The sequence below is a fragment of the Streptomyces rubellomurinus genome (assembly GCF_000961885.1).
GTDB classification, from domain to species: Bacteria; Actinomycetota; Actinomycetes; order Streptomycetales; family Streptomycetaceae; genus Kitasatospora; species Kitasatospora rubellomurina.
Genome location: NZ_JZKH01000004.1, coordinates 154,468 through 172,634, shown reverse-complemented (window position 1 = coordinate 172,634; position 18,167 = coordinate 154,468). Strand labels below are relative to the sequence as shown.

Here is an 18,167-nt window from a genome sequence, read left to right as displayed (position 1 = left end):
GGCCTGACCTTCTACCGAGTCCTCGACGCCATCCAGGACCTCATTCGGGCCTGGACCGGCGAATGCCCCACCTGCCACCGAGAGTTACCCACCACACGCTGACCGGAGCCCACGAGACCACTTCAGACCTAACGAAGTACTACTAGGCGGTGGGCCGTCATAGGCGATGGACATTGTCGTGTGGCCGACAGTGTCTTTGCGCGCCCTGGGGCCGGGCGAGAAGGCTGAGCAGTGTTCCAGCCCACCCCAGTGCGGCCGGCACCAATGTGCCGACGGCTGCGTGAAGTCAGAGGAGTACCACGTGTCCACTCATGCCATCGGTGCCGCCCGGCGCCTGCCGGTCAGCGTTGCCGAGCTGGTCCGCGGCGCCGTCGGCGGCGTCGCCGCCGGTATGGCCTTCGCGGGGGCGACGATGTGGCTCATGACCGGCATGGGGAAGCCGGCCGACACGCCGCTGCTGATGATCTCCACGCTGGTCAAGGGCGATGCCGCGATGATGAACGGCACCGCCAGTCTCCCCGTCGGGCTCGTGCTGCACATGGTGCTGTCCATGGCCTTCGGCATGGCGTTCGCCGTGCTCACCGCCCGCGTGCGCACCAACGGCGCACTGGCCGTGGCGGGCCTTGCCTGGGGCGGTGTGCTGTACCTGCTGAACTTCCAGCTCCTCGCCCGGACCGCGTTCCACACCTTCTCGATGGCGAACCAGCCGTTCGAACTCGTCGCGCACCTGGTCTTCGGTGTGCTGCTGGCCCTGGCCCTCTACAACACCGGCACCCGCAAGGGCGAGCACGCGACGGCGAGGCCGTAGCCGGCCGGCTCGATTCCCACGAGATGCGGGCGTACCCGGGCCGGCGGCGGGGATGAGCACCGACAGCGCAGCCCCAACCGCCACCCCGGCCGACCCGCGACACCCAGGAGGTGACCTTCGATGATGCGTGCGACCTGGAACGGAGTCGTCCTCGCCGAGGCCCCGCGCACGGTGGTGGTGGAGGGCAACCACTACTTCCCACCCGAGGCACTGAACCGCGAGCACTTCTCCGAGTCGACGACGCGGAGCCTGTGCCCGTGGAAGGGCCTGGCCCGCTACTACACCGTTGCGGCCGACGGAGCCGTCAACCCGGACGCCGCCTGGTACTACCCCAGGCCATCGTTCCTCGCCCGGCGGATCAAGAACCACGTCGCGTTCTGGCACGGCGTGCGCATCGAGGGCAGCCAGGAGCCGAAACAGTGAGTACCCCGTACGACCTCGTCGTGATCGGCGGCGGCAGCGCCGGACTCACCGCTGCCCGCCTCGCCGCCGACCTCGGCGCCCACGTCGCCCTCATCGAACGCGACCGGCTCGGCGGAGACTGTCTGTGGACCGGCTGCGTACCCAGCAAGACCCTGCTGCACGCCGCCGCCCAGGTGCATGCCGCCCGCCGCGCCCACCGCTACGGCCTTACCGCTGCCACGGGTCCCGCCGACTGGACCGCGGTGGCCGTGCGGGTACGGGAGGCGATCGGCCGCATCGAGCCGCACGACTCACCCGAGGCGCTGACCCGCCTGGGCGTCGAAGTCATCCGCGGCGAGGCCCGCTTCACCGGCCCGCGCACCCTCGACGCCGACGGCCGGATCATGGCCTTCCGCCACGCCCTGGTCGCCACCGGCAGCAGCCCGCACTTGCCCGCCGTACCCGGCCTCGCGGAGGCGGGGGCGCTGACCTCGGACACCGTCTGGGACCTGCCCGAGCTACCGCGAAGGCTCCTGGTGATCGGCGGCGGGGCGGTCGGCTGCGAACTCGGCCAGGCGTTCGCCCGCCTCGGCTCGCAGGTCACCGTCGTCGAAGCCGAACAACGTCTCCTGCCAACGACGGAACCGCAGGCAGCGGACCTGCTCCAGCGCCGTCTGGCCGCCGAAGGCGTCACCGTCCACACCGGCGCCGTACTGCGGTCCGTACGGCCGGACACCGCCGACCTGACCACAGCCGACCACACCGAGCACACCCTCGCCTTCGACCAAGTCCTGGTAGCCACAGGCCGCCGCCCCCACCTCGCCGCCCTCGGCCTCGAAGCGGGCGGCATCCGCACCACCGATCGCGGTTTCATCGCCACCGACGCACGGCTGCGCACCAGCAACCCGCGCGTCTTCGCCGCCGGGGACGTGACCGGACGACTGCCGTTCACCCACGTCGCCGGCGTCCAAGCGGGCGACGCGGTGCTGAACGCGCTGCTCGGACTGCGCCGCCACCTGGACTACGACGCCATGCCGTACGCGGTGTTCACCGACCCGGAGATCGCCCAGGTCGGCCTCACCGCCGCCCGGGCCCGCGACCGTTACGGTGACGCCGCAAGAACCCGGCTCCTGCCCCACGAGGAGATGGACCGCGCGGTCACCGAGAACGCGACCGACGGCTTCACCCAGCTCGTCCTCGGTCCGAAGGGCCGGATCGTCGGCGCGACCGTCGTCGGGCCCCGCGCGGGCGAGGCGATCGTCGAACTCGCCCACGCTGTACGCCTCAAGTGGAGCCCCGGCCGCCTGGCCGCCACCGTCCACCCCTACCCCACCCACGCCGACGGGCCGTGGCTGGCCGCCCTCGCCAAGGCCCGCCGCAACCTGAGCACGCCTCGCACCCGCGCCCTGACCAGCGCGCTGCTGGGCCTGCGCCGAGGAGTCCTGCGATGATCCTGCGCCTGATCCTCGGCATCACCTACACGGCCATGGCGGCGGCCCAGCTCGCCTCCTGGCCGGACATGCCGCCCATCCTCGCCGCCTACCAGGTCGGCGGGCACGCCTCGATGACCGTCCTGGCCGCCGTTCTCATCGCCGGCGAACTGGCCGCCGGGCTGTGGTTCCTCACCGCGCCGCGCTCCCGCCGCCGTGCACCGGTGTGGATCTACACCGGCGTCTCGGTGCTGTGGGCCGCCCTGGCCGCCCAGGCGTTCGCCCGCGCTCTGACCGTCCCGGTGTGCGGCTGCTTCGGCCGCTACCTGCCCCAACACCTGTCCTGGATCATCCTCACCGAGGACGCCCTCCTCCTGCTGTACGCCGCGCTGCTGCTGCACTCCAGCCGCCCCGCACCGACCCGCCCCCGTCCGGTGCCCACCAATGCCGAAGGAGTCCACCCGCGATGACCGAGCACGCTGTTCCCCAACAGAAGGTCGACCGGGACGAGGTGTTCCTGGAGTACACCAAGAGCATCTGCCCACTGTGCAAGACCGTGGTCGACGCCCAGGTCAACATCCGCGACAACAAGGTGTACCTGCGCAAACGCTGCCGCGAGCACGGGCAGTTCGAGGCCCTGGTCTACGGCGACGCCGAGGCGTACCTGGACTCCGCCCGGTTCAACAAGCCCGGCACCCTGCCCCTGGTCTTCCAGACCGAGGTGAAGGACGGCTGCCCGACCGACTGCGGGCTGTGCCCCGAACACAAGCAGCACGCCTGCCTGGGCATCGTCGAGGTCAACTCCGACTGCAATCTGGACTGCCCGATCTGCTTCGCCGACTCCGGCCACCAGAGTGACGGCTTCTCCCTGACCTTGGAGCAGGTGGAGAAGATGCTCGACGCCTACGTCGCGTCCGAGGGCGAACCCGAGGTGGTGATGTTCTCGGGCGGCGAGCCCAGCATCCACAAGCACATCCTCGACTTCATCGACGCCGCCCGCAGGCGCCCGATCCGCAACGTCGTCCTCAACACCAACGGCATCCGCCTCGCAACCGACAAGCGCTTCGCCCCCGCCCTCGCCGAACGCAAGGTCACCGTCTACCTCCAGTTCGACGGCTTCGACCGCGAGACCCACCTCGCCATCCGCGGCAAGGACCTGCGCGACCTCAAACAGCGGGCTCTGGACGCCTGCGCCGCCGCCGGAGTCACCGTCATGCTCGCCGCCGCCGTCGAACGCGGCCTCAACGACCACGAACTCGGCGACATCATCCGCTTCGGCGTCCAGCACCCGGCCGTGCGCGGCGTCGTCCTCCAGCCCGTCACCCACTCAGGCCGCCACCTGGAGTTCGACCCCCTCAACCGGCTCACCAACTCCGACGTCATCGAGGCCATCGCCGCCCAACTGCCCGAGTGGCTCAGGACGGACGACTTCTTCCCTGTCCCCTGCTGCTTCCCCACCTGCCGCTCCATCACCTACCTGCTCGCCGACGGCGACGACATCGTCCCGGTCACCCGCCTCGTGCAGCTGGAGGACTACCTCGACTACGTCACCAACCGCGCCCTGCCCGACACCGGCATCCGCGCCGCGCTGGAGAAGCTGTGGTCCGCCTCCGCGTTCCCCGACACCAGCGGCCCTCAACTGGAGTGCGCCACCTGCGGCATCGATCTGCCAGAGGCCCTGCAGGAGGCCACCGACAAGGCGTTCATGCTCGTCGTCCAGGACTTCCAGGACCCCTACACCCTCAACGTCAAGACGCTCATGAAGTGCTGCGTCGAGATGATCACCCCGACGGACGGCTCATCCCCTTCTGCGCCTACAACTCCGTCGGCTACCGCGAGCAGGTCCGCGAACAGCTCACCGGCGTCCGCGTCGCCAATGTCGTGCCCAACGCCACCGAACTCCAGCCCCACACCCAGCCGTCCCCGTACGGCTCCCGCATCGCCGCCGACCCCCGCAGCGGCGGACACCTGCCGTCGGATGCCACCAACGTCGGAAAGCGCCTGCGATGACCACACCCCACCCCGCGGAGACGGTGAAGGCGTGCTGCGCCACCGCCTACCAGTCCGATGCCGTCGCCGCGATCCTCGGTGACAGCTACCACCCCGGCGGCCTCGCCCTCACCCGCCACCTCGCCCGCTCTCTCCAACTCCAGCCCGGCATGCGGGTCCTGGATGTCGCCGCCGGTCCCGGCAGCACGGCGCTCCTGCTCGCCGCCGAGTTCGGCTGCGAGGTCGTCGGCGTCGACCTCGGCGAGCGGAACGTCGCCAGGGCCCGGGAGGCCGCCCGGCAAGCGGGGCTGGCGGACCGCGTCGGCTTCCGCACCGCCGACGCGGAGCAGCTCCCCTTCGAAGACCGGTCCTTCGACGCGGTCGTGTGCGAGTGCGCGTTCTGCACCTTCCCCGACAAGCCCACCGCCGCCCGCGAACTCGCCCGCGTCCTGCGGCCCGGCGGCCGGGCGGGCATCACCGACATCACCGTCACCCCTGGTGGCCTGCCGCCCGACCTCACCGACCTGGCCGGCTGGGTCGCCTGCCTCGCCGACGCCCGCCCGCTGGAGCAGTACGCGGAACTCCTCGCGGCGGCGGGACTGAGAACCGGGCTGGCCGAACGGCACGACGACGCGCTGCGGCGCATGGTCGAGCAGATCGACGCCCGCCTGCGCGTCCACCGGATGACCACCGCCGGCAAGGCCGGCTCGCCGTTGACCGGGGCGGACATCCACCGGGCCCTGGCCCTGACCGCCCAGGCCCAACGCGCGGTCGCGGCCGGCGCCGCCGGTTACGCCCTGCTCATCGCCGACAAGCCGAAGGAGGCACCGGCACCATGACCACCTCCGGGATCGTGCTCTACTGGCGGCCCGGCTGCCCCTACTGCACCTGGCTGCGGCGCGGCCTGCGCGCCAAGCACCTGACCTTCACCGAGACCGACATCTGGTCGAGCCCCGAGGCCGCGGCCTTCGTACGCTCCGTCGCCGACGGCAACGAAACCGTCCCGACCGTGACCGTCAACCGACACGCGATGGTCAACCCCAGCGCCACCGAAGTACTCTCCGCGGTCGCCGAACACGCACCAGCACTGCTGCCCGCCCCGCGCCCCAAGTCCTGGTGGCGCCGCCTGCGGCGCTCGCGCACCAGCCGGCCCGAGGACGGGCAGCATCAGCCGTGACCTGGGATGACTATCTGGACAGCTTCCACCGGCTCCGTCCCGGCATCACCGAATCCGTTCTCCACCGCGCCCGCGACGCCGAAGGGGCGAACCCGTACCAGTGGCTGGCCGCCGTCACGCCCACCGGCGGCCGGATCCTCGACCTCGCCTGCGGCAGCGCGCCCACGCACGCCTTCCTCCCGTCAGCTGCCAAGTGCATCAGCCTGGACCGCTCCACCGCGGAACTGGCCGCAGCCCACGCTGCCGGTGTCGCGCCTGTGGTCCGTGCGGACGCGACCGCCCTGCCGCTGGCCACAGACAGCATCGACACGGTCATCTGCTCGATGGCTCTGATGCTCCTCACCCCACTGCACCGAGCACTCGCCGAGATCCACCGGGTCCTGCGGCCCGGCGGCCTGCTCATCGCCACCCTCCCCACCACCGGCCCGCTGCGTCTGCGTGACCTCGCCACGGCCGGTCCCCTACTCCTGGCCCTTGGGCAGCGACTGCGCTACCCGAACGACCAGGCCCTGGCGCACCTGCCTGCCGTCCTCGCCTCGGCGGGATTCGACCTACGCTCCGACGAACGCAGACGTTTCACCTTCACACTGGCGTCGCCGTCTGACGCGCGGCTGCTCCTGGACTCGCTCTACCTGCCTGGGCTCACCCCCGCCGCCCACCACCGCGCACTGTCCGTCCTGCGGGCCGCGGCAGCCGTCGACACCCCTTTCCCGATCCCGCTGAGGCGGATCACCGCCCGGGCCCGGTGACCTCACTGGCTAGCCAGGATGCGGCAGATGTCGTCCTCAGTGCAGGTACCCGGGTCGGTCGCCGCTGCCGTCTCGGCGAGCCGCAGCAGCTCGGCCCTGGTACGGGTCAGCTCCGCGATGCGCTCCTCCACCGCCCGCAGATGTTCCGCGATCAGCACGGCCACGTGCTCGCACGGCGCCTGGCCCTCGTCGCGGACCCGCAGCACCTCCCGGATCTCGCCCAGCGTCAGCCCGGCCGCCTGAGCATCGCGAACGAAGGCCAGCCGGTCGGCGGCCCGGGGCGGGTAGTCACGGTAGCCAGCGGAGGTGCGCGGCGGGGCAGACAGCAGGCCGACCTGCTCGTAGAACCGGACCGCCTTCGTCGACACCCCGGCACCAGCGGCGAGCACCCCGATGCGCACACCTCCACCCTACGACTTGACCTTCCAGTGCGATGGAAGGTCTACCGTCCGAAAGAAGACCAACGACCAAGAAGGAGGCGGACGCCATGGAGCTCACCATCCTCGCTGTCCCCGACTGCCCGAACGCCCCGCTCCTGCGCGAGCGCCTCGCCGAGGCACTCGCCAGGCAGCACGCCCCCGCCGTCACCTCCCATGTGGTGACCGACGCCGAACAGGCCGAGCGCCTGGGCATGCACGGCTCACCGACTCTCCTGATCAACGGGTCCGACCCCTTCACCGAGCCCGGCCAGCCCGCCAGCCTGTCGTGCCGGCTGTTCCGGGACATGGACGGCGCGGTCTCCGGAGCACCCTCGGTCGACCAGCTGCGGCGAGCTTTGAGCGGCGGATGACGGTACGTCAGGGTCGCAGTGCGCGCCTGACGGCGAGGAGCGCCTGCAGAGCCGCTGCCGGGCGCAGAGCCGCCGGACGGGGCCGGTCGAACATGCGTCCATGGGCCAGGCTCCCAGCCGCGACGACGGCGACCGGGGCCGCCCAGGCCCCCATTGCCGCCACCGAGACCGCGCGGCTCGGCTCGCTGCGAACCGTCAGCCAGGTCCAGAAGGCCGCGTCGGCCAACGAGTCGGCGTAGTCCCCGAACGGCGTGACTGTGCCGAGGCGTCTGGCCACAGCGCCGTCCGCCAGATCACTGGCGGCGGCGACCAGCCCGATCCACCGGCCCAGCGCGGCGCCGACCACCGGAAGGTTGGCGCGTACGAGTGTGAGGGCATTCGCTGCCCCCAACGACCGGCGGTCCTCCAGCAGACCAAGGTGGCTCGCAGCCAGGGCCCAACTCGTAGCCACCCACCAGCGGCCCCGGCCCCGGCCGGCAGCGAGCAGAGCACCGTGCAGCAGCGAGATCTCCGCCAACGCCCTCGGCCGCCGGGCGGCCTCCTGCCACGACCGCTCCGCGGCCAGCACGAGAAACCGCGTCCAAGCGGCCGGACGCCAGCCGCCGCCGCGCAACAGCGCCAGCAGCGCGTCTGTGGCAGCCCTGCTCCCGGCCGCCTCCAGGACCGCCCTGCGGTCCGCAACCTGTGGCTCCACGCCCTACTCCTCAGCGGCGACAGCGGGTGCGCCGTCCTCCAAGCGCCGGCAGATGCTCGCGTACCTCTCGGGCCCCCACTCGGGCGAAGCGGCCAGTTCGGCCTCCACCCAAGCGTAGATACTCCTACCCAGTTCCTCATCGTACGTGTCCATGCGACTACCCCCTGGCAATAGACCAGGTCAGGACTACCTGGTTGTGTTAAGTCATTGGCACCACCCGATGGGGCGTCAGAAGCGGAATCCACAGCAGGTCGCCAGCTGCCTCGAAAGGGGAGGCCCTGGTCCTCTCCGCGCAGGCGCGCGGGCTCCGAGCGCAACCCGGACGGGTGATCCGATCCCTTCCTTTTGGTAATCACGCTGCTACTGTGCGCAGTCGCGTGCGGGAAGTGGGTCCCAGGGGCAACCGCGGCGACGCGGTCGTGGACCCCCGCGTGCGCCGTGCCCTGGTCGAAGCGCTGGCTTGCCGGACTCCCCGGCCCGACCGGGAGCTGCCTCGGCCCGTGCGCGTCGGCAGCGTCGGCCTGGATCTGGATTTCGGCGGCGTCACGGCTCTACGAAAGGCACCTGACGGCAGTTTCGTGGTGGAGGCCGATGGCGAACTGAGCGGCTTCTCGTTGCGGATGAAGCCTGTGAAACCGACTGTCGAACAGTTCGTCAACCCGACTCGCGTCGGCCCGTTGTCCACCTACTGCGTGCCGCGCATGGACGTGGCGGGAACGTTCCGCAGCGGCGGGACATCCGTTGCCGTCCGGGGGCAAGGCTGGTACGAGCGGGCGTTCGGCGACGTGCAGGTGGGCACATCGGCGCCTGCGTGCGGAGCCGACCTTCGCCGGACTCACCTCGGGCTGACGCTGGACAACGGCTGGGACATCGCGACCGACTGCTTCACCGAGACCGACCTCACCAGCGGGCGATCGGCCCTCAGCCATCAAGCCCTGATGCTGTGTTCACCGAGCGGCGAACGCTTCGAAGCCCCTTTCGACCTGCGGGGCACTGACCCCTGGACGTCGTTGGCCACGCTCAACACCTACGACACCGCCTACGATCTGGACATCCCCGAGTACGACACCCACCTGCGGGTCAGAGCGTGGTTCCCCGAGCAGGAGATCAGGTCGCTGATCTTCGTCTCCGGGATTCTGCAGGCACAGGTGAGCGTTGACGGCACCATGGCCGGACGCCCGGTGCGCGGTCACGGGATCGCCGAGGTGCTCCCCGCGAACCGGATCGGCGACTTCGAGCGGTACGTCACCCGCGTCCGGAACGTCACCCGCACGGAGATCGACCGGCTCTACCCCAGCAGGCCCCTCCGCAGTGACCTCGTCTCCCTGGCCGGGTCCGAGGACCGGCCCGAGCGGCTCGACGAACTCGTGACCGACGACCTGCACGCGTGCCTGGTGGAGCCGATCCGCCACGCCACGGCGGGCCTCGGCAGGAGCTGGCGGTCGTACGTGGCGGCCGCAGCGATCGAACTGTTCGGCGTCAGCAGTGAACCCTACCGATCCCTACTCGGCGCCGTGGAGATCCTGCACACCGGAAACCTGGTCATCGACGACGTCGAGGACCGCTCCGCAGTCCGCCGGGGGCGGCCCGCCGTCCACACCGTGTTCGGCGAGCCGGTTGCCGTCAACGCCGGAACCAGCGCCTACTTCGTCCTCCACCGCGTACTGCGCGAAATCCTGCCGGACGACGACCGGCTGCGGCTGCGCGTCTACGACCTCTACCTGCAGGTCCTGCGGGCAGGCCACGCCGGCCAAGCCATCGACATCGCCGGCCACCGCACAGCCATGGACCATGCCGTGGCCAGCGGCGACGCCGAGCCGCTGCTGCGCCGGATCCGAACCGCCCACCGCCTCAAGACCGGCGTGCCCGTACGGGGACTGGGCCAGATCGGCGCGGTGATCGCGCGGGCCGACGAGCATCAGATCAGCGCTCTGGGGGACTACTGCGAGGCGATCGGCCTCGCCTACCAGATCAGCGACGACGTGATGGACCTGCAAGGCGTGACGGCGCCGAACGACGCGGAGGGACGCACGCCGACCAAGCACACGGCCGAAGACCTCCGGGCAGGGAAAGCCACGATGCCGCTCGCCCACGCCGTCGGGCTGCTGCCCAGGGCCCGCATGCGCGACCTGTGGCACACGGTGCGCGACGGCGGAGTCGACGCTGCCACCGCCCGCCGGATCGCCCACACCCTCAAGGACTGCGGAGCCGTCCACGCATGCGTCGAAGAGGCCCGCCAGGAGATCGACACGGCCTGGAAACCCCTCCAGGACCTCGTGCCGTGCAGCTACCACTCGATCATGTTCGCGGCCCTCGGCTCCTACGCCGCTCGTCGCGAACACGAATGACACACCGCCCACCGACAAGCACCTCGCCCCCTCCCATCCCCGGAACCCTTGATGCCCGCACCAGTCCTCCGCGTCACCGACGTCCACAAGTCCTACGGCCGCCACCACGTGCTGCGCGGAGTCGACCTGGCCCTCGCCCCGGGCTGCCTGGCCGGCATCGTCGGCGAGAACGGGGCCGGCAAGTCCACCCTGCTGCGCATCCTCGCCGGTCTGCTCACCCCCGACCGCGGAAGCGTCACCTACCCGGTCGGCCTGGGTTACTGTCCGCAGCACACGGTCCTCAACCCCGCGTTGACGGTCGACCAGCACCTGCGCCTCTTCCAGATCTCCTACGACCTTCCCGATCTGGCGCAGGCCCACGAACTGCTGGACATCCTGAACTTCTCCGACTACCGCCGACACCGCGTGGCCACTCTCAGCGGCGGCACACAACAGAAACTCAACCTCACCCTCGCGCTCATGCACGACCCCCCGCTGCTCCTGCTCGACGAGCCGTACCAGGGCTTCGACTGGGAGACCTACGAGCGCTTCTGGGACCTTGCGGCGATTCTGCGCGACCGAGGGCGCTCCGTCCTCGTGGTCTCCCACCTGGCCTTCGACATCGCCCGTTTCGACCGGCTCTGGCACCTGGAGGCAGGCCAACTCTCCCACCGCGCGGGGCAACCGGTCATCGCGGGCTCCGGCACCACGGCGGCGGGCTGACATGCGGAGCGCCTGGACCCGCTACCGCATCGCCACCGGCTACGCCCTCGTCGAACACCTGCGCAACCGGCTCGCACTGGCCCTGGTCGTGTTCTTCATCCCGATCTGGATCACCCTGGTCTACCTGGTCATCACCAACGCCCCGGTCCCGTTCCTGCTGCGGGCCTCCGACCAGGTCATCACCGTCGACGGCAACCACATCAGCAAGATCTCCGGAGCCGTCAACGCGGTCACCCTGATCGTCGGCTTCATGATGTTCATCGCCACCTACCGATCCGCGCACTTCGACCAGCGCGTGGCCATGGCCGGCTACCCGCGCGCCCACGTCCTCGCGGCGAAGCTCAGTTCCCTGCTCCTCGCGGCGGCGCTCATCTGCGCCTACGCCGTCGCCGTCATCTGCTGCTACTGGGTACCCGATCAGCCCGTCATGCTGTGGCTGTCACTGTTCGGGGCGGCCCTCGCCTTCGGCGGGCTCGGCGTGATGCTGGGCGTCGCACTGCGCGGGGAACTGGAGGGCATGTTCCTGATCATCATGCTCAGCCTCATCGACATGGGCCTGCAGAACCCCGTCGCCAACCCGGCCTCCGGCAACGGCATCGTCCGCTTCCTCCCCTCCTACGGTGCCATGCAAGCCGGCGTCACCTCCGGCTTCCTCCCCACCGCACCCGGACTCCACCTGCTCCTGGGCCCGATGTGGCTGCTGGGCAGCGCCCTCGTGGCCTCCGCGACGTTCCGGCTGCGCACACGCGACCGTAGACACACGAGACACACGATCCTTCCGCGGCCGAGCGCTCGGGGCAGCGTTCAGGAGGACGGAGAATCGGCCGGCGCGGGCCCGGAGGAGGCGGCGCGCCGGGGAGGGGGAGGCGGGTCGGGTCAGACGAGGGCGTAGGCCTCGGCCTGGCGGTCGATGAGGTGAGGGGTGATGCCGGCGAGGACCAGTCGCTGGTAGGGCACGCTGTCGCGGTGGGCGGCCAGGGCGTTCTCGTCCTCGTACTCGGCGAAGACGACGAAGGCGCCCTGGTCGCGCAGGGAGCGGACCACCCGGTAGGAGAGCACGCCGGGCTCGGTGAGCGCGGCCTCGGTGACGGCGGGGAGCAGATCGGCGACGTGCTGCTCGGCGCCGGTGTCGGCGAGCCAGTCGGTGATCACGACGAGGGACACGACGGGTCCTTCCGGGTGGTGCGGGACGGTCCTGGAGAGGGGGCGGTTCAGGCGGGGGGTCAGGGGATGGTGACGACGATCTTGCCGCGGGTGTGGCCGGCGGCGTTGAGGCGCTGGGCGTCGGCCGTCTGCTCCAGGGGGAACGTCGCCGCGACCTCGACGGTGAGCAGGCCGCTCTCGGCGAGGTCGGTCAGGGCGGTGAGGTCGGCGGCGTCGGGGCGCACGAAGACGTAGCGACCGCCGAGGCCGAGGACGGCGCCGTCCGCGACGGAGGCGAGGCGGCCGCCTTCCGCGAGCAGGGCCGGCGAGATCCCGAGGGCTTCGCCGCCCACCAGGTCGAGTACGGCGTCGACGCCCTCCGGCGCCAGCGCGCGGACGCGCTCGGCCAGGCCGTCGCCGTAGGCCACCGGCTCGGCGCCGAGACCGCGCAGGTAGTCGTGGTTGCGGTCGCTGGCGGTGCCGATCACCCGGGCGCCGAGGGCGACGGCGATCTGGACGGCGAGCGAGCCGACCCCGCCGGCGGCCGCGTGGACCAGGACCGTCTCGCCCGGCTTGAGCTCCAGGGCGCCGGTCAGCGCCTGGTAGGCGGTGAGGCCCGCCAGCGGCAGGCCGGCGGCCTCGGCGAAGTCGAGGTTGGCGGGCTTGCGGGCGAGGGTGCGCACGGGCGCGGCGACGTACTCGGCGAAGGTGCCGCGGCGGACCATGTCCTCGCGGACGTAGCCGATCACCTCGTCGCCCGGCGTGAACTCGGTCACGCCGACGCCGACCCGCTCCACGACACCGGCGACGTCCCAGCCCGGGATCACGGGGAAGACCACGTCCATCATGCCGTCGAGGTAACCGGCCTGGATCTTCCAGTCGACCGGGTTGACCGACGCCGCCGCCACGCGGACCAGGACGGAGTCCGGGCCGAGCTTGGGCTCGGGCACGTCCCCGTACTCCAGGACGTCCGGTCCGCCGTAGCTGCGGTAGGTGATGGCCTTCATGGGTGGTGCTCCTCGCAAGAAGTGTTGACTCACTCGATGGTTCATCCCATTAAGTAATGCCGAAACGATAGGACTGAACAGTTGAGAGTGTCAAGTAATTCGGCACTCCCCGCAGTGTCCGCACACCGACCCGGCCGTCCTCGTCGTCGGGACGGCGGCAGGAAGGCCGGCTCAGAGGGCTCAGAGGGCGGCGCGAAGCGCGGGCAGCAGGGCGCTCCCGGCCCAGTCGAGGAACGCCGGCTGGCTGTCGCCGCCGACCTGGACGAGCGCCACCTCGTCGAACCCGGCGTCCGCGAAGGGCCGTACCGCCTCGACGAAGTCCTCCACCCGGTCACCGCACGGGATCGCCTCGGCGACGTCATCGGGCCGGACGAATCGGCTGGCAGCGGCGAAGCCGGCGGTCCCGGGCAGCTCGGCGTTGACCTTCCAGCCGCCCCCGAACCAGCGGAACTGCTCGTGGGCCCGGCGTACCGCCGCGTCCCGGTCGGTGTCCCAGCACACCGGCAGCTGGCCCACCGCCGGCTTCCCGGCCCCGCCGTGCTCCGCGAAGCCCGCGATGAGCGCGGGGTCCGGTTCCACGGCGATCACCAGGTCGGCCAGCCGGCCCGCCAGCTCGCACGAGTCCGGCCCCGAGACCGCGATGCCGATCGGTGGCGGCCGGTCCGGCAGGTCCCACAGTCGGGCGCCGTCGACGTCGAAGTAGCGGCCCCGGCGGGTGACGTAGCCGCCGTCGAACAGGGCGCGGATGATCTGCACGGCCTCGGCGAGCATCGCCTGACGGACCGTCACCGCAGGCCAACCCCGGCCGACGACATGCTCGTTGAGGTTCTCGCCGCTGCCGAGCCCGAGCCGGAAACGGCCCTCGGACAGCAGCTGCACCGTCGCGGCCTTCTGCGCCACCACCACCGGGTGGTAGCGGAACGTCGGGCAGGTCACGTAGGTCATCAGCGGGATCCGGGAGGTGGCGTGCGCGGCTGCGCCGAGCACGGCCCAGGCGTACGGGGCGTGGCCCTGCTCGTCCAGCCACGGGAAGGAGTGGTCGGAGATCACCGAGAAGTCGAAACCGGCCTGCTCCGCGAGCACCACGTCCTCGACCAGCCCGCGGGGGTCGCGCTGCTCGGTCATCATCGTGTATCCGATCTTCACCATGCCCCGCGTCTGCCCCGGTCGTGGCGCCCTGCACACCGAGAGGCCCGATTCCCGCGACTGCGCGCGGACCGTGCCGGCCGGGGCGGCGCGGTTTCCGCCCGTGCGCGCGGGACATACGCCCAGCGACAATCGTTGGTCCCGGGAGCACGGTTCCATGACGCACAACGGATTTCCACGCGGTGACGCACGGCTGCGGGGCGACCCCGGCCGGGTCCTCAGATTCGGGGTCGAGGAGGAGTTCCTGCTGGTCGATCCGGCCACCCGGTCCACCGCTGCGCGCGCGCAGCTCGTGGTGCCCCGGGCGGCCCGGACCCTCGGAGACCGGGCGCAGTACGAGTTCCTGGCCACCCAGGTCGAGACGTGCACCCGGCCCGTCACGAGTGCCTCGGCCCTGCACGCGGAGCTGGTCGCCGCACGCCGGACCATGGTGGCGGCGGCCGAGAGCGCCGGGTGCCGCCTGGTCGCCAGCGGCCTCGCCGTCCTGCCCAGCCGCCATCCGCTGCCGGTCACGCCGACCGACCGCTACCGGCGCGTCGCCGCCCACGTGCACCGGACCGCCGACCAGCGCGGCGGTGAGATCTGCGGCTGCCACGTCCACCTCGGCGACCTCGACCGCGTCGAGGCCCTGGCGATCAGCGCGCACCTGAGCCCCTGGCTGCCCGCCCTGCAGGCGCTGTGCGTCAACTCGCCCTTCTGCGAAGGACTGGACCGCGGCGCCGCGAGCCTGCGCGCCGGCCGCTACCTGGCCTGGCCGACCTGCGGACCCGCGCCCGCGCTCGACGCGGAGGGCTACGAGCGAACCGTGAACAGGCTGCTCGCCCAGCGCGTGATCCTCGACCGCAAGATGCTGTACTGGTACGCACGGCCCTCCGAACACCTGCCCACCCTGGAGGTGCGGATCGCCGACACCAACGCGGACGTGAGGACCCCGCTCCTGCTCGCCGTCCTGCTGCGGGCCCTCGCGCACACGTTCCTCGCCGCGCACCACCGTGGCGCACCGCCACCGCGGATGCCTGCCGCCGTCCTGCGCGAAGCCCACCGGCAGGCCGCGCTCGGCGGACTCACCAGCGTCGGCACACACCCGTCCACCGGCCGGCGCCTGCCGATGGCCCTGCTGGTCACCGAGCTGATGGACCTGGCCACGCCCGCCCTGGAACGATCCGGCGACCTCGTCCTCGCGAGCCTGCTTCTCAAGGAGCGGATGACCGCCGGCACGGGCGCCGACCGGCAGCGGGCCGTCCTCGCCCGCCGCCGCTCGCTGGCCGACGTCGTCGACGACCTCGCCCACCTCACCGCCGACGCCGGCACCCTCGCCACCGCGGCCCCCGTCACCGGCGACTTCTCCCGGCCGGCGGGCGCCGCCGTCGCTTCCCCACGAGGCGCGGGCTCGGGCCTGTCCGTGCTCAGCCCCGCGCCACGGGCGGGATGATCCGGTTCACCCGGGCGGCCGGCTGACCGGGCGCGGACGGCGAACGGCGGTGCCGGCGTGTCCGGTACCGCCGTCCTGTTCCGCCGTCCTGTTCCGCCGTCCGGTACCGCCGTCCGGTGCCCCCGTTTCCCGCCACGGGCTGCGGGCAGACGCGCCGGCATGGACCAGTCCCAGGCACCGGTACTCGAAGCCCTCGCGGCCTTCCACGCCAACCCCCTGACCGTGTTCACCCCACCCGGCCACAAGCAGGGCCGCGGCGCCGACCCCCGCGTCATCCAGGCGCTGGGCGCGGACGTCTTCCGCTCCGACGTGCTGGCCACCGGCGGGCTGGACGACCGGACCGACACCCGCGGCATCCTCCGGCACGCCCAGGAACTGATGGCCGAGGCGGTCGGCGCCGATCACACCTTCTTCTCCACCTGCGGCAGCTCCCTGTCCGTCAAGGCCGCGATGCTCGCGGTCGCCGGGCCGCACCAGAAGCTGCTGGTGGGCCGGGACGCGCACAAGTCGGTCATCGCCGGGCTCATCCTGGCCGGCATCCGCCCGGTGTGGGTCGAGCCCCAGTGGGACGCCGACCTGCACCTGGCCCACCCGCCGTCCGCCGAGTCCGTCCGCGCCGCCCTGCACGAGCACCCCGACGCCCGCGGCGCCCTGGTCACCTCCCCCACCCCGTACGGGACGTGCGCCGACCTCGAGGCGATCGCCGAGGCCTGCCACGCCGCCGGAAAGCCCTTGATCGTGGACGAGGCGTGGGGCGCGCACCTGCCCTTCCACCCCCGCCTGCCCCGCTGGGCGATGGACGCCGGCGCCGACGTGTGCGTCACCTCCGTCCACAAGATGGGCTCCGGCCTGGAGCAGAGCTCCGTCTTCCACCTCCAGGGCGACCTCGTCGACCGGACCGCCCTGAAGCAGCGCGAGGACCTGCTCGGCACCACCAGCCCCTCCACCCTGGTCTACGCCGCCCTCGACGGCTGGCGCCGCCAGATGGTCCAGCACGGCCGCGCCCTCTACGACCACGCACTCGACCTCGCCGACACCGTCCGCGAGCGCGTCCAGGAGCTCGACGGACTGCACGTCCACGGCCGCGACGACTTCTGCTCGCCCGGACACGCGGCCGACCTCGACCCGCTCCAGGTCATCGTCGACATCACGGACCTGGGCACCACCGGCTACCGAGCCGGCGACTGGCTGCGCTCCCACCACCATCTCGCCCTCCACCTGTGCGACCACCGCAGGGTCAGCGCCCAACTCACCCACGCCGACGACACGACCACCACCGACGCCCTGCTGAACGGACTGCGGGAGCTGACCGTGATCGCGCCCGATCTGCGGCCGGCGCCCCGCGTCCACCTGCCGAGCCCCGAGCGGCTGCGGCTGGAGCAGGCCCTGCTGCCGCGCGACGCGTTCTTCGGACCCACCGAACAGGTCCCCGTCGAGAAGGCGGCCGGACGGACCGTCGCCGAGATGCTCACCCCCTACCCGCCCGGCATCCCCGCCGCCCTGCCCGGCGAGCGCCTGAACCAGGACGTCCTCGACTACCTGCGCAGCGGCATCGAGGCGGGCATGCTCGTTCCCGACAGCGCCGACCCAGCGCTCGACACGATCCGCGTCAGCGTCGAATAGGGCGAGCGCAGTGTCACACCGGACCAGCCAGGACAAGCGCGGCGAGCAGGCCGCTCCCGCTCGGCGATCCGTTCTGGTCCGGCAGATCACCGCGGCGCTGGCCGCCTCCGGGCACACCGTGGCCGTCGCCGAATCGCTGACCGCCGGGCGTCTCGCGGCGGCCCTGGCAGACGCCCCGGGTGCGGGTGAGACGTTCCTGGGGGGCGTCGTCGCCTACGCCACTGACGTGAAGGCGCGCGTGCTGCACGTCGACGCCGCCCTCCTCGCGCGTGCCGGAGCGGTGGACCCGCAGGTCGCCGCGCAGATGGCCCGGGGAGCTCGCGCCGTCACCGGCGCGACCTACGGCCTGGCCACCACCGGTGTCGCCGGCCCAGCCCCTCAGGACGGGCAACCCGTGGGCACCGTCTACGTCGCCGTCGCCCATCCGCACGGCTGCCGCACGACCGAACCGACAGCCCCCTCCACCCGGCCGGACGACATCCGGGACGCCGCGGTCACGGCCGCGCTGCAGCTCCTCCACGACCAGCTGCGACCAGGCCCGTGACGCAGCTCGTGCGCCGCACCGCCGGCATGCCCGCCTCTCCGGGGCCGCCGCCGCCCGCAGCCACCGCAGGGGCGGCGTGCTCCACCGGCTCACCGTTCTCGGCGAGCGGGCCGCGCACCGCAACAACGAACCGACCGCCCAGTGGCGCTGAGCCCCTTGCCCGGTGCCACGGACCCGGAGGAG

At 71.9% G+C, this 18,167-nt stretch carries 20 protein-coding genes; 15 read left to right on the top strand and 5 right to left on the bottom strand.

Translation table 11 applies throughout. The annotated features are described in order from the left end of the window. Positions 1-301: 301 nt before the first annotated feature. From VM95_RS03955 to VM95_RS03920, 8 genes are all read left to right on the top strand, one after another. A complete protein-coding gene (locus VM95_RS03955; protein ID WP_045692561.1) occupies positions 302-808 on the top strand; it encodes a hypothetical protein in 507 nt (168 codons plus the stop codon). Positions 809-928: 120 nt separating this feature from the next. Next, positions 929-1,231, top strand: a complete 303-nt coding sequence (locus VM95_RS03950) for a DUF427 domain-containing protein (RefSeq protein ID WP_045692560.1) — start codon at positions 929-931, stop codon at positions 1,229-1,231. Continuing rightward, positions 1,228-2,661 (top strand): dihydrolipoyl dehydrogenase family protein, encoded by a 1,434-nt coding sequence (locus VM95_RS03945; protein WP_045692559.1) that lies wholly within the window; start codon positions 1,228-1,230, stop codon positions 2,659-2,661. The genes VM95_RS03950 and VM95_RS03945 overlap by 4 nt, the downstream gene beginning before the upstream one ends. After that, positions 2,658-3,110: a MauE/DoxX family redox-associated membrane protein gene (locus VM95_RS03940; RefSeq protein ID WP_045692558.1), complete on the top strand. Its 453-nt coding sequence runs from the start codon at positions 2,658-2,660 to the stop codon at positions 3,108-3,110. Before VM95_RS03945 ends, VM95_RS03940 begins: the two co-directional genes overlap by 4 nt. Beyond that, positions 3,107-4,732, top strand: coding sequence for a radical SAM protein (locus VM95_RS03935; RefSeq protein WP_244178615.1), 1,626 nt, complete (start codon positions 3,107-3,109; stop codon positions 4,730-4,732). Before VM95_RS03940 ends, VM95_RS03935 begins: the two co-directional genes overlap by 4 nt. Further along, on the top strand, positions 4,647-5,468 hold the full coding sequence (locus VM95_RS03930; RefSeq protein ID WP_045692557.1) for a class I SAM-dependent methyltransferase: 822 nt from the start codon (positions 4,647-4,649) through the stop codon (positions 5,466-5,468). The genes VM95_RS03935 and VM95_RS03930 overlap by 86 nt, the downstream gene beginning before the upstream one ends. Further along, complete coding sequence (locus VM95_RS03925; RefSeq protein ID WP_045692556.1) at positions 5,465-5,806, top strand: glutaredoxin domain-containing protein; 342 nt, start codon at positions 5,465-5,467, stop codon at positions 5,804-5,806. The genes VM95_RS03930 and VM95_RS03925 overlap by 4 nt, the downstream gene beginning before the upstream one ends. Then, the gene (locus VM95_RS03920; RefSeq protein ID WP_045692555.1) at positions 5,803-6,555 is read left to right on the top strand and encodes a class I SAM-dependent methyltransferase; all 753 of its coding nucleotides are present in this window, start codon (positions 5,803-5,805) and stop codon (positions 6,553-6,555) included. Before VM95_RS03925 ends, VM95_RS03920 begins: the two co-directional genes overlap by 4 nt. A 2-nt stretch (positions 6,556-6,557) precedes the next feature. Here the strand turns inward: VM95_RS03920 and VM95_RS03915 are convergent, their stop codons facing one another. Then, complete coding sequence (locus VM95_RS03915) at positions 6,558-6,956, bottom strand: heavy metal-responsive transcriptional regulator (RefSeq protein ID WP_045692554.1); 399 nt, start codon at positions 6,954-6,956, stop codon at positions 6,558-6,560. A gap of 86 nt (positions 6,957-7,042) precedes the next feature. On the opposite strand from VM95_RS03915, the gene VM95_RS03910 reads away from it, so the two are divergent. Further along, positions 7,043-7,345 (top strand): DsbA family protein, encoded by a 303-nt coding sequence (locus VM95_RS03910; RefSeq protein ID WP_045692553.1) that lies wholly within the window; start codon positions 7,043-7,045, stop codon positions 7,343-7,345. Positions 7,346-7,352: 7 nt separating this feature from the next. Here the strand turns inward: VM95_RS03910 and VM95_RS03905 are convergent, their stop codons facing one another. Further along, positions 7,353-8,039: a CDP-alcohol phosphatidyltransferase family protein gene (locus tag VM95_RS03905; RefSeq protein ID WP_052707127.1), complete on the bottom strand. Its 687-nt coding sequence runs from the start codon at positions 8,037-8,039 to the stop codon at positions 7,353-7,355. Positions 8,040-8,539: 500 nt separating this feature from the next. Here VM95_RS03905 and VM95_RS03900 point away from each other — a divergent pair, with 500 nt between their 5' ends. From VM95_RS03900 to VM95_RS03890, 3 genes are read left to right on the top strand one after another with little or no spacing between them, the layout of a single operon-like run. Then, positions 8,540-10,387, top strand: coding sequence for a polyprenyl synthetase family protein (locus tag VM95_RS03900; protein WP_078859574.1), 1,848 nt, complete (start codon positions 8,540-8,542; stop codon positions 10,385-10,387). A 51-nt stretch (positions 10,388-10,438) separates the two neighbouring features. Continuing rightward, complete coding sequence (locus tag VM95_RS03895; protein ID WP_045692552.1) at positions 10,439-11,089, top strand: ABC transporter ATP-binding protein; 651 nt, start codon at positions 10,439-10,441, stop codon at positions 11,087-11,089. Between the two features lies 1 nt (position 11,090). After that, on the top strand, positions 11,091-11,981 hold the full coding sequence (locus VM95_RS03890; protein ID WP_208615396.1) for an ABC transporter permease: 891 nt from the start codon (positions 11,091-11,093) through the stop codon (positions 11,979-11,981). Here the strand turns inward: VM95_RS03890 and VM95_RS03885 are convergent. The 3 genes from VM95_RS03885 to VM95_RS03875 all read right to left on the bottom strand — a co-directional run bounded on the left by VM95_RS03885 (position 11,966) and on the right by VM95_RS03875 (position 14,388). Beyond that, a complete protein-coding gene (locus VM95_RS03885; RefSeq protein WP_052707125.1) occupies positions 11,966-12,253 on the bottom strand; it encodes an antibiotic biosynthesis monooxygenase family protein in 288 nt (95 codons plus the stop codon). The two genes, VM95_RS03890 and VM95_RS03885, sit on opposite strands and share 16 nt — an antisense overlap. Positions 12,254-12,312: 59 nt before the next feature. Further along, positions 12,313-13,239 (bottom strand): NADP-dependent oxidoreductase, encoded by a 927-nt coding sequence (locus VM95_RS03880; protein ID WP_045692551.1) that lies wholly within the window; start codon positions 13,237-13,239, stop codon positions 12,313-12,315. 180 nt (positions 13,240-13,419) lie between these two features. Beyond that, the gene (locus VM95_RS03875; protein WP_045692550.1) at positions 13,420-14,388 is read right to left on the bottom strand and encodes an LLM class F420-dependent oxidoreductase; all 969 of its coding nucleotides are present in this window, start codon (positions 14,386-14,388) and stop codon (positions 13,420-13,422) included. A gap of 154 nt (positions 14,389-14,542) precedes the next feature. Here VM95_RS03875 and VM95_RS03870 point away from each other — a divergent pair, with 154 nt between their 5' ends. From VM95_RS03870 to VM95_RS03860, 3 genes are all read left to right on the top strand, one after another. Then, on the top strand, positions 14,543-15,817 hold the full coding sequence (locus VM95_RS03870; RefSeq protein WP_052707124.1) for a carboxylate-amine ligase: 1,275 nt from the start codon (positions 14,543-14,545) through the stop codon (positions 15,815-15,817). A 159-nt stretch (positions 15,818-15,976) separates the two neighbouring features. After that, entirely contained in the window at positions 15,977-17,440 is a 1,464-nt protein-coding gene (locus tag VM95_RS03865) for an aminotransferase class I/II-fold pyridoxal phosphate-dependent enzyme (protein WP_045692549.1), read from the top strand. A 73-nt stretch (positions 17,441-17,513) separates the two neighbouring features. Next, positions 17,514-17,984 (top strand): CinA family protein, encoded by a 471-nt coding sequence (locus VM95_RS03860; RefSeq protein WP_045692604.1) that lies wholly within the window; start codon positions 17,514-17,516, stop codon positions 17,982-17,984. Positions 17,985-18,167: the final 183 nt, after the last annotated feature.

What these genes read in the sequence shown, in the direction of transcription:
- VM95_RS03930 (WP_045692557.1), top strand. Translation starts at nt 4,647, where the DNA reads ATGACCACACCCCACCCCGCGGAGACGGTGAAGGCGTGCTGCGCCACC.
- VM95_RS03895 (WP_045692552.1), top strand. Translation starts at nt 10,439, where the DNA reads ATGCCCGCACCAGTCCTCCGCGTCACCGACGTCCACAAGTCCTACGGC.
- VM95_RS03910 (WP_045692553.1), top strand. Translation starts at nt 7,043, where the DNA reads ATGGAGCTCACCATCCTCGCTGTCCCCGACTGCCCGAACGCCCCGCTC.
- VM95_RS03865 (WP_045692549.1), top strand. Translation starts at nt 15,977, where the DNA reads ATGGACCAGTCCCAGGCACCGGTACTCGAAGCCCTCGCGGCCTTCCAC.
- VM95_RS03870 (WP_052707124.1), top strand. Translation starts at nt 14,543, where the DNA reads ATGACGCACAACGGATTTCCACGCGGTGACGCACGGCTGCGGGGCGAC.
- VM95_RS03925 (WP_045692556.1), top strand. Translation starts at nt 5,465, where the DNA reads ATGACCACCTCCGGGATCGTGCTCTACTGGCGGCCCGGCTGCCCCTAC.
- VM95_RS03875 (WP_045692550.1), bottom strand. Translation starts at nt 14,388, where the DNA reads ATGGTGAAGATCGGATACACGATGATGACCGAGCAGCGCGACCCCCGC.
- VM95_RS03950 (WP_045692560.1), top strand. Translation starts at nt 929, where the DNA reads ATGATGCGTGCGACCTGGAACGGAGTCGTCCTCGCCGAGGCCCCGCGC.
- VM95_RS03935 (WP_244178615.1), top strand. Translation starts at nt 3,107, where the DNA reads ATGACCGAGCACGCTGTTCCCCAACAGAAGGTCGACCGGGACGAGGTG.
- VM95_RS03890 (WP_208615396.1), top strand. Translation starts at nt 11,091, where the DNA reads ATGCGGAGCGCCTGGACCCGCTACCGCATCGCCACCGGCTACGCCCTC.
- VM95_RS03940 (WP_045692558.1), top strand. Translation starts at nt 2,658, where the DNA reads ATGATCCTGCGCCTGATCCTCGGCATCACCTACACGGCCATGGCGGCG.
- VM95_RS03880 (WP_045692551.1), bottom strand. Translation starts at nt 13,239, where the DNA reads ATGAAGGCCATCACCTACCGCAGCTACGGCGGACCGGACGTCCTGGAG.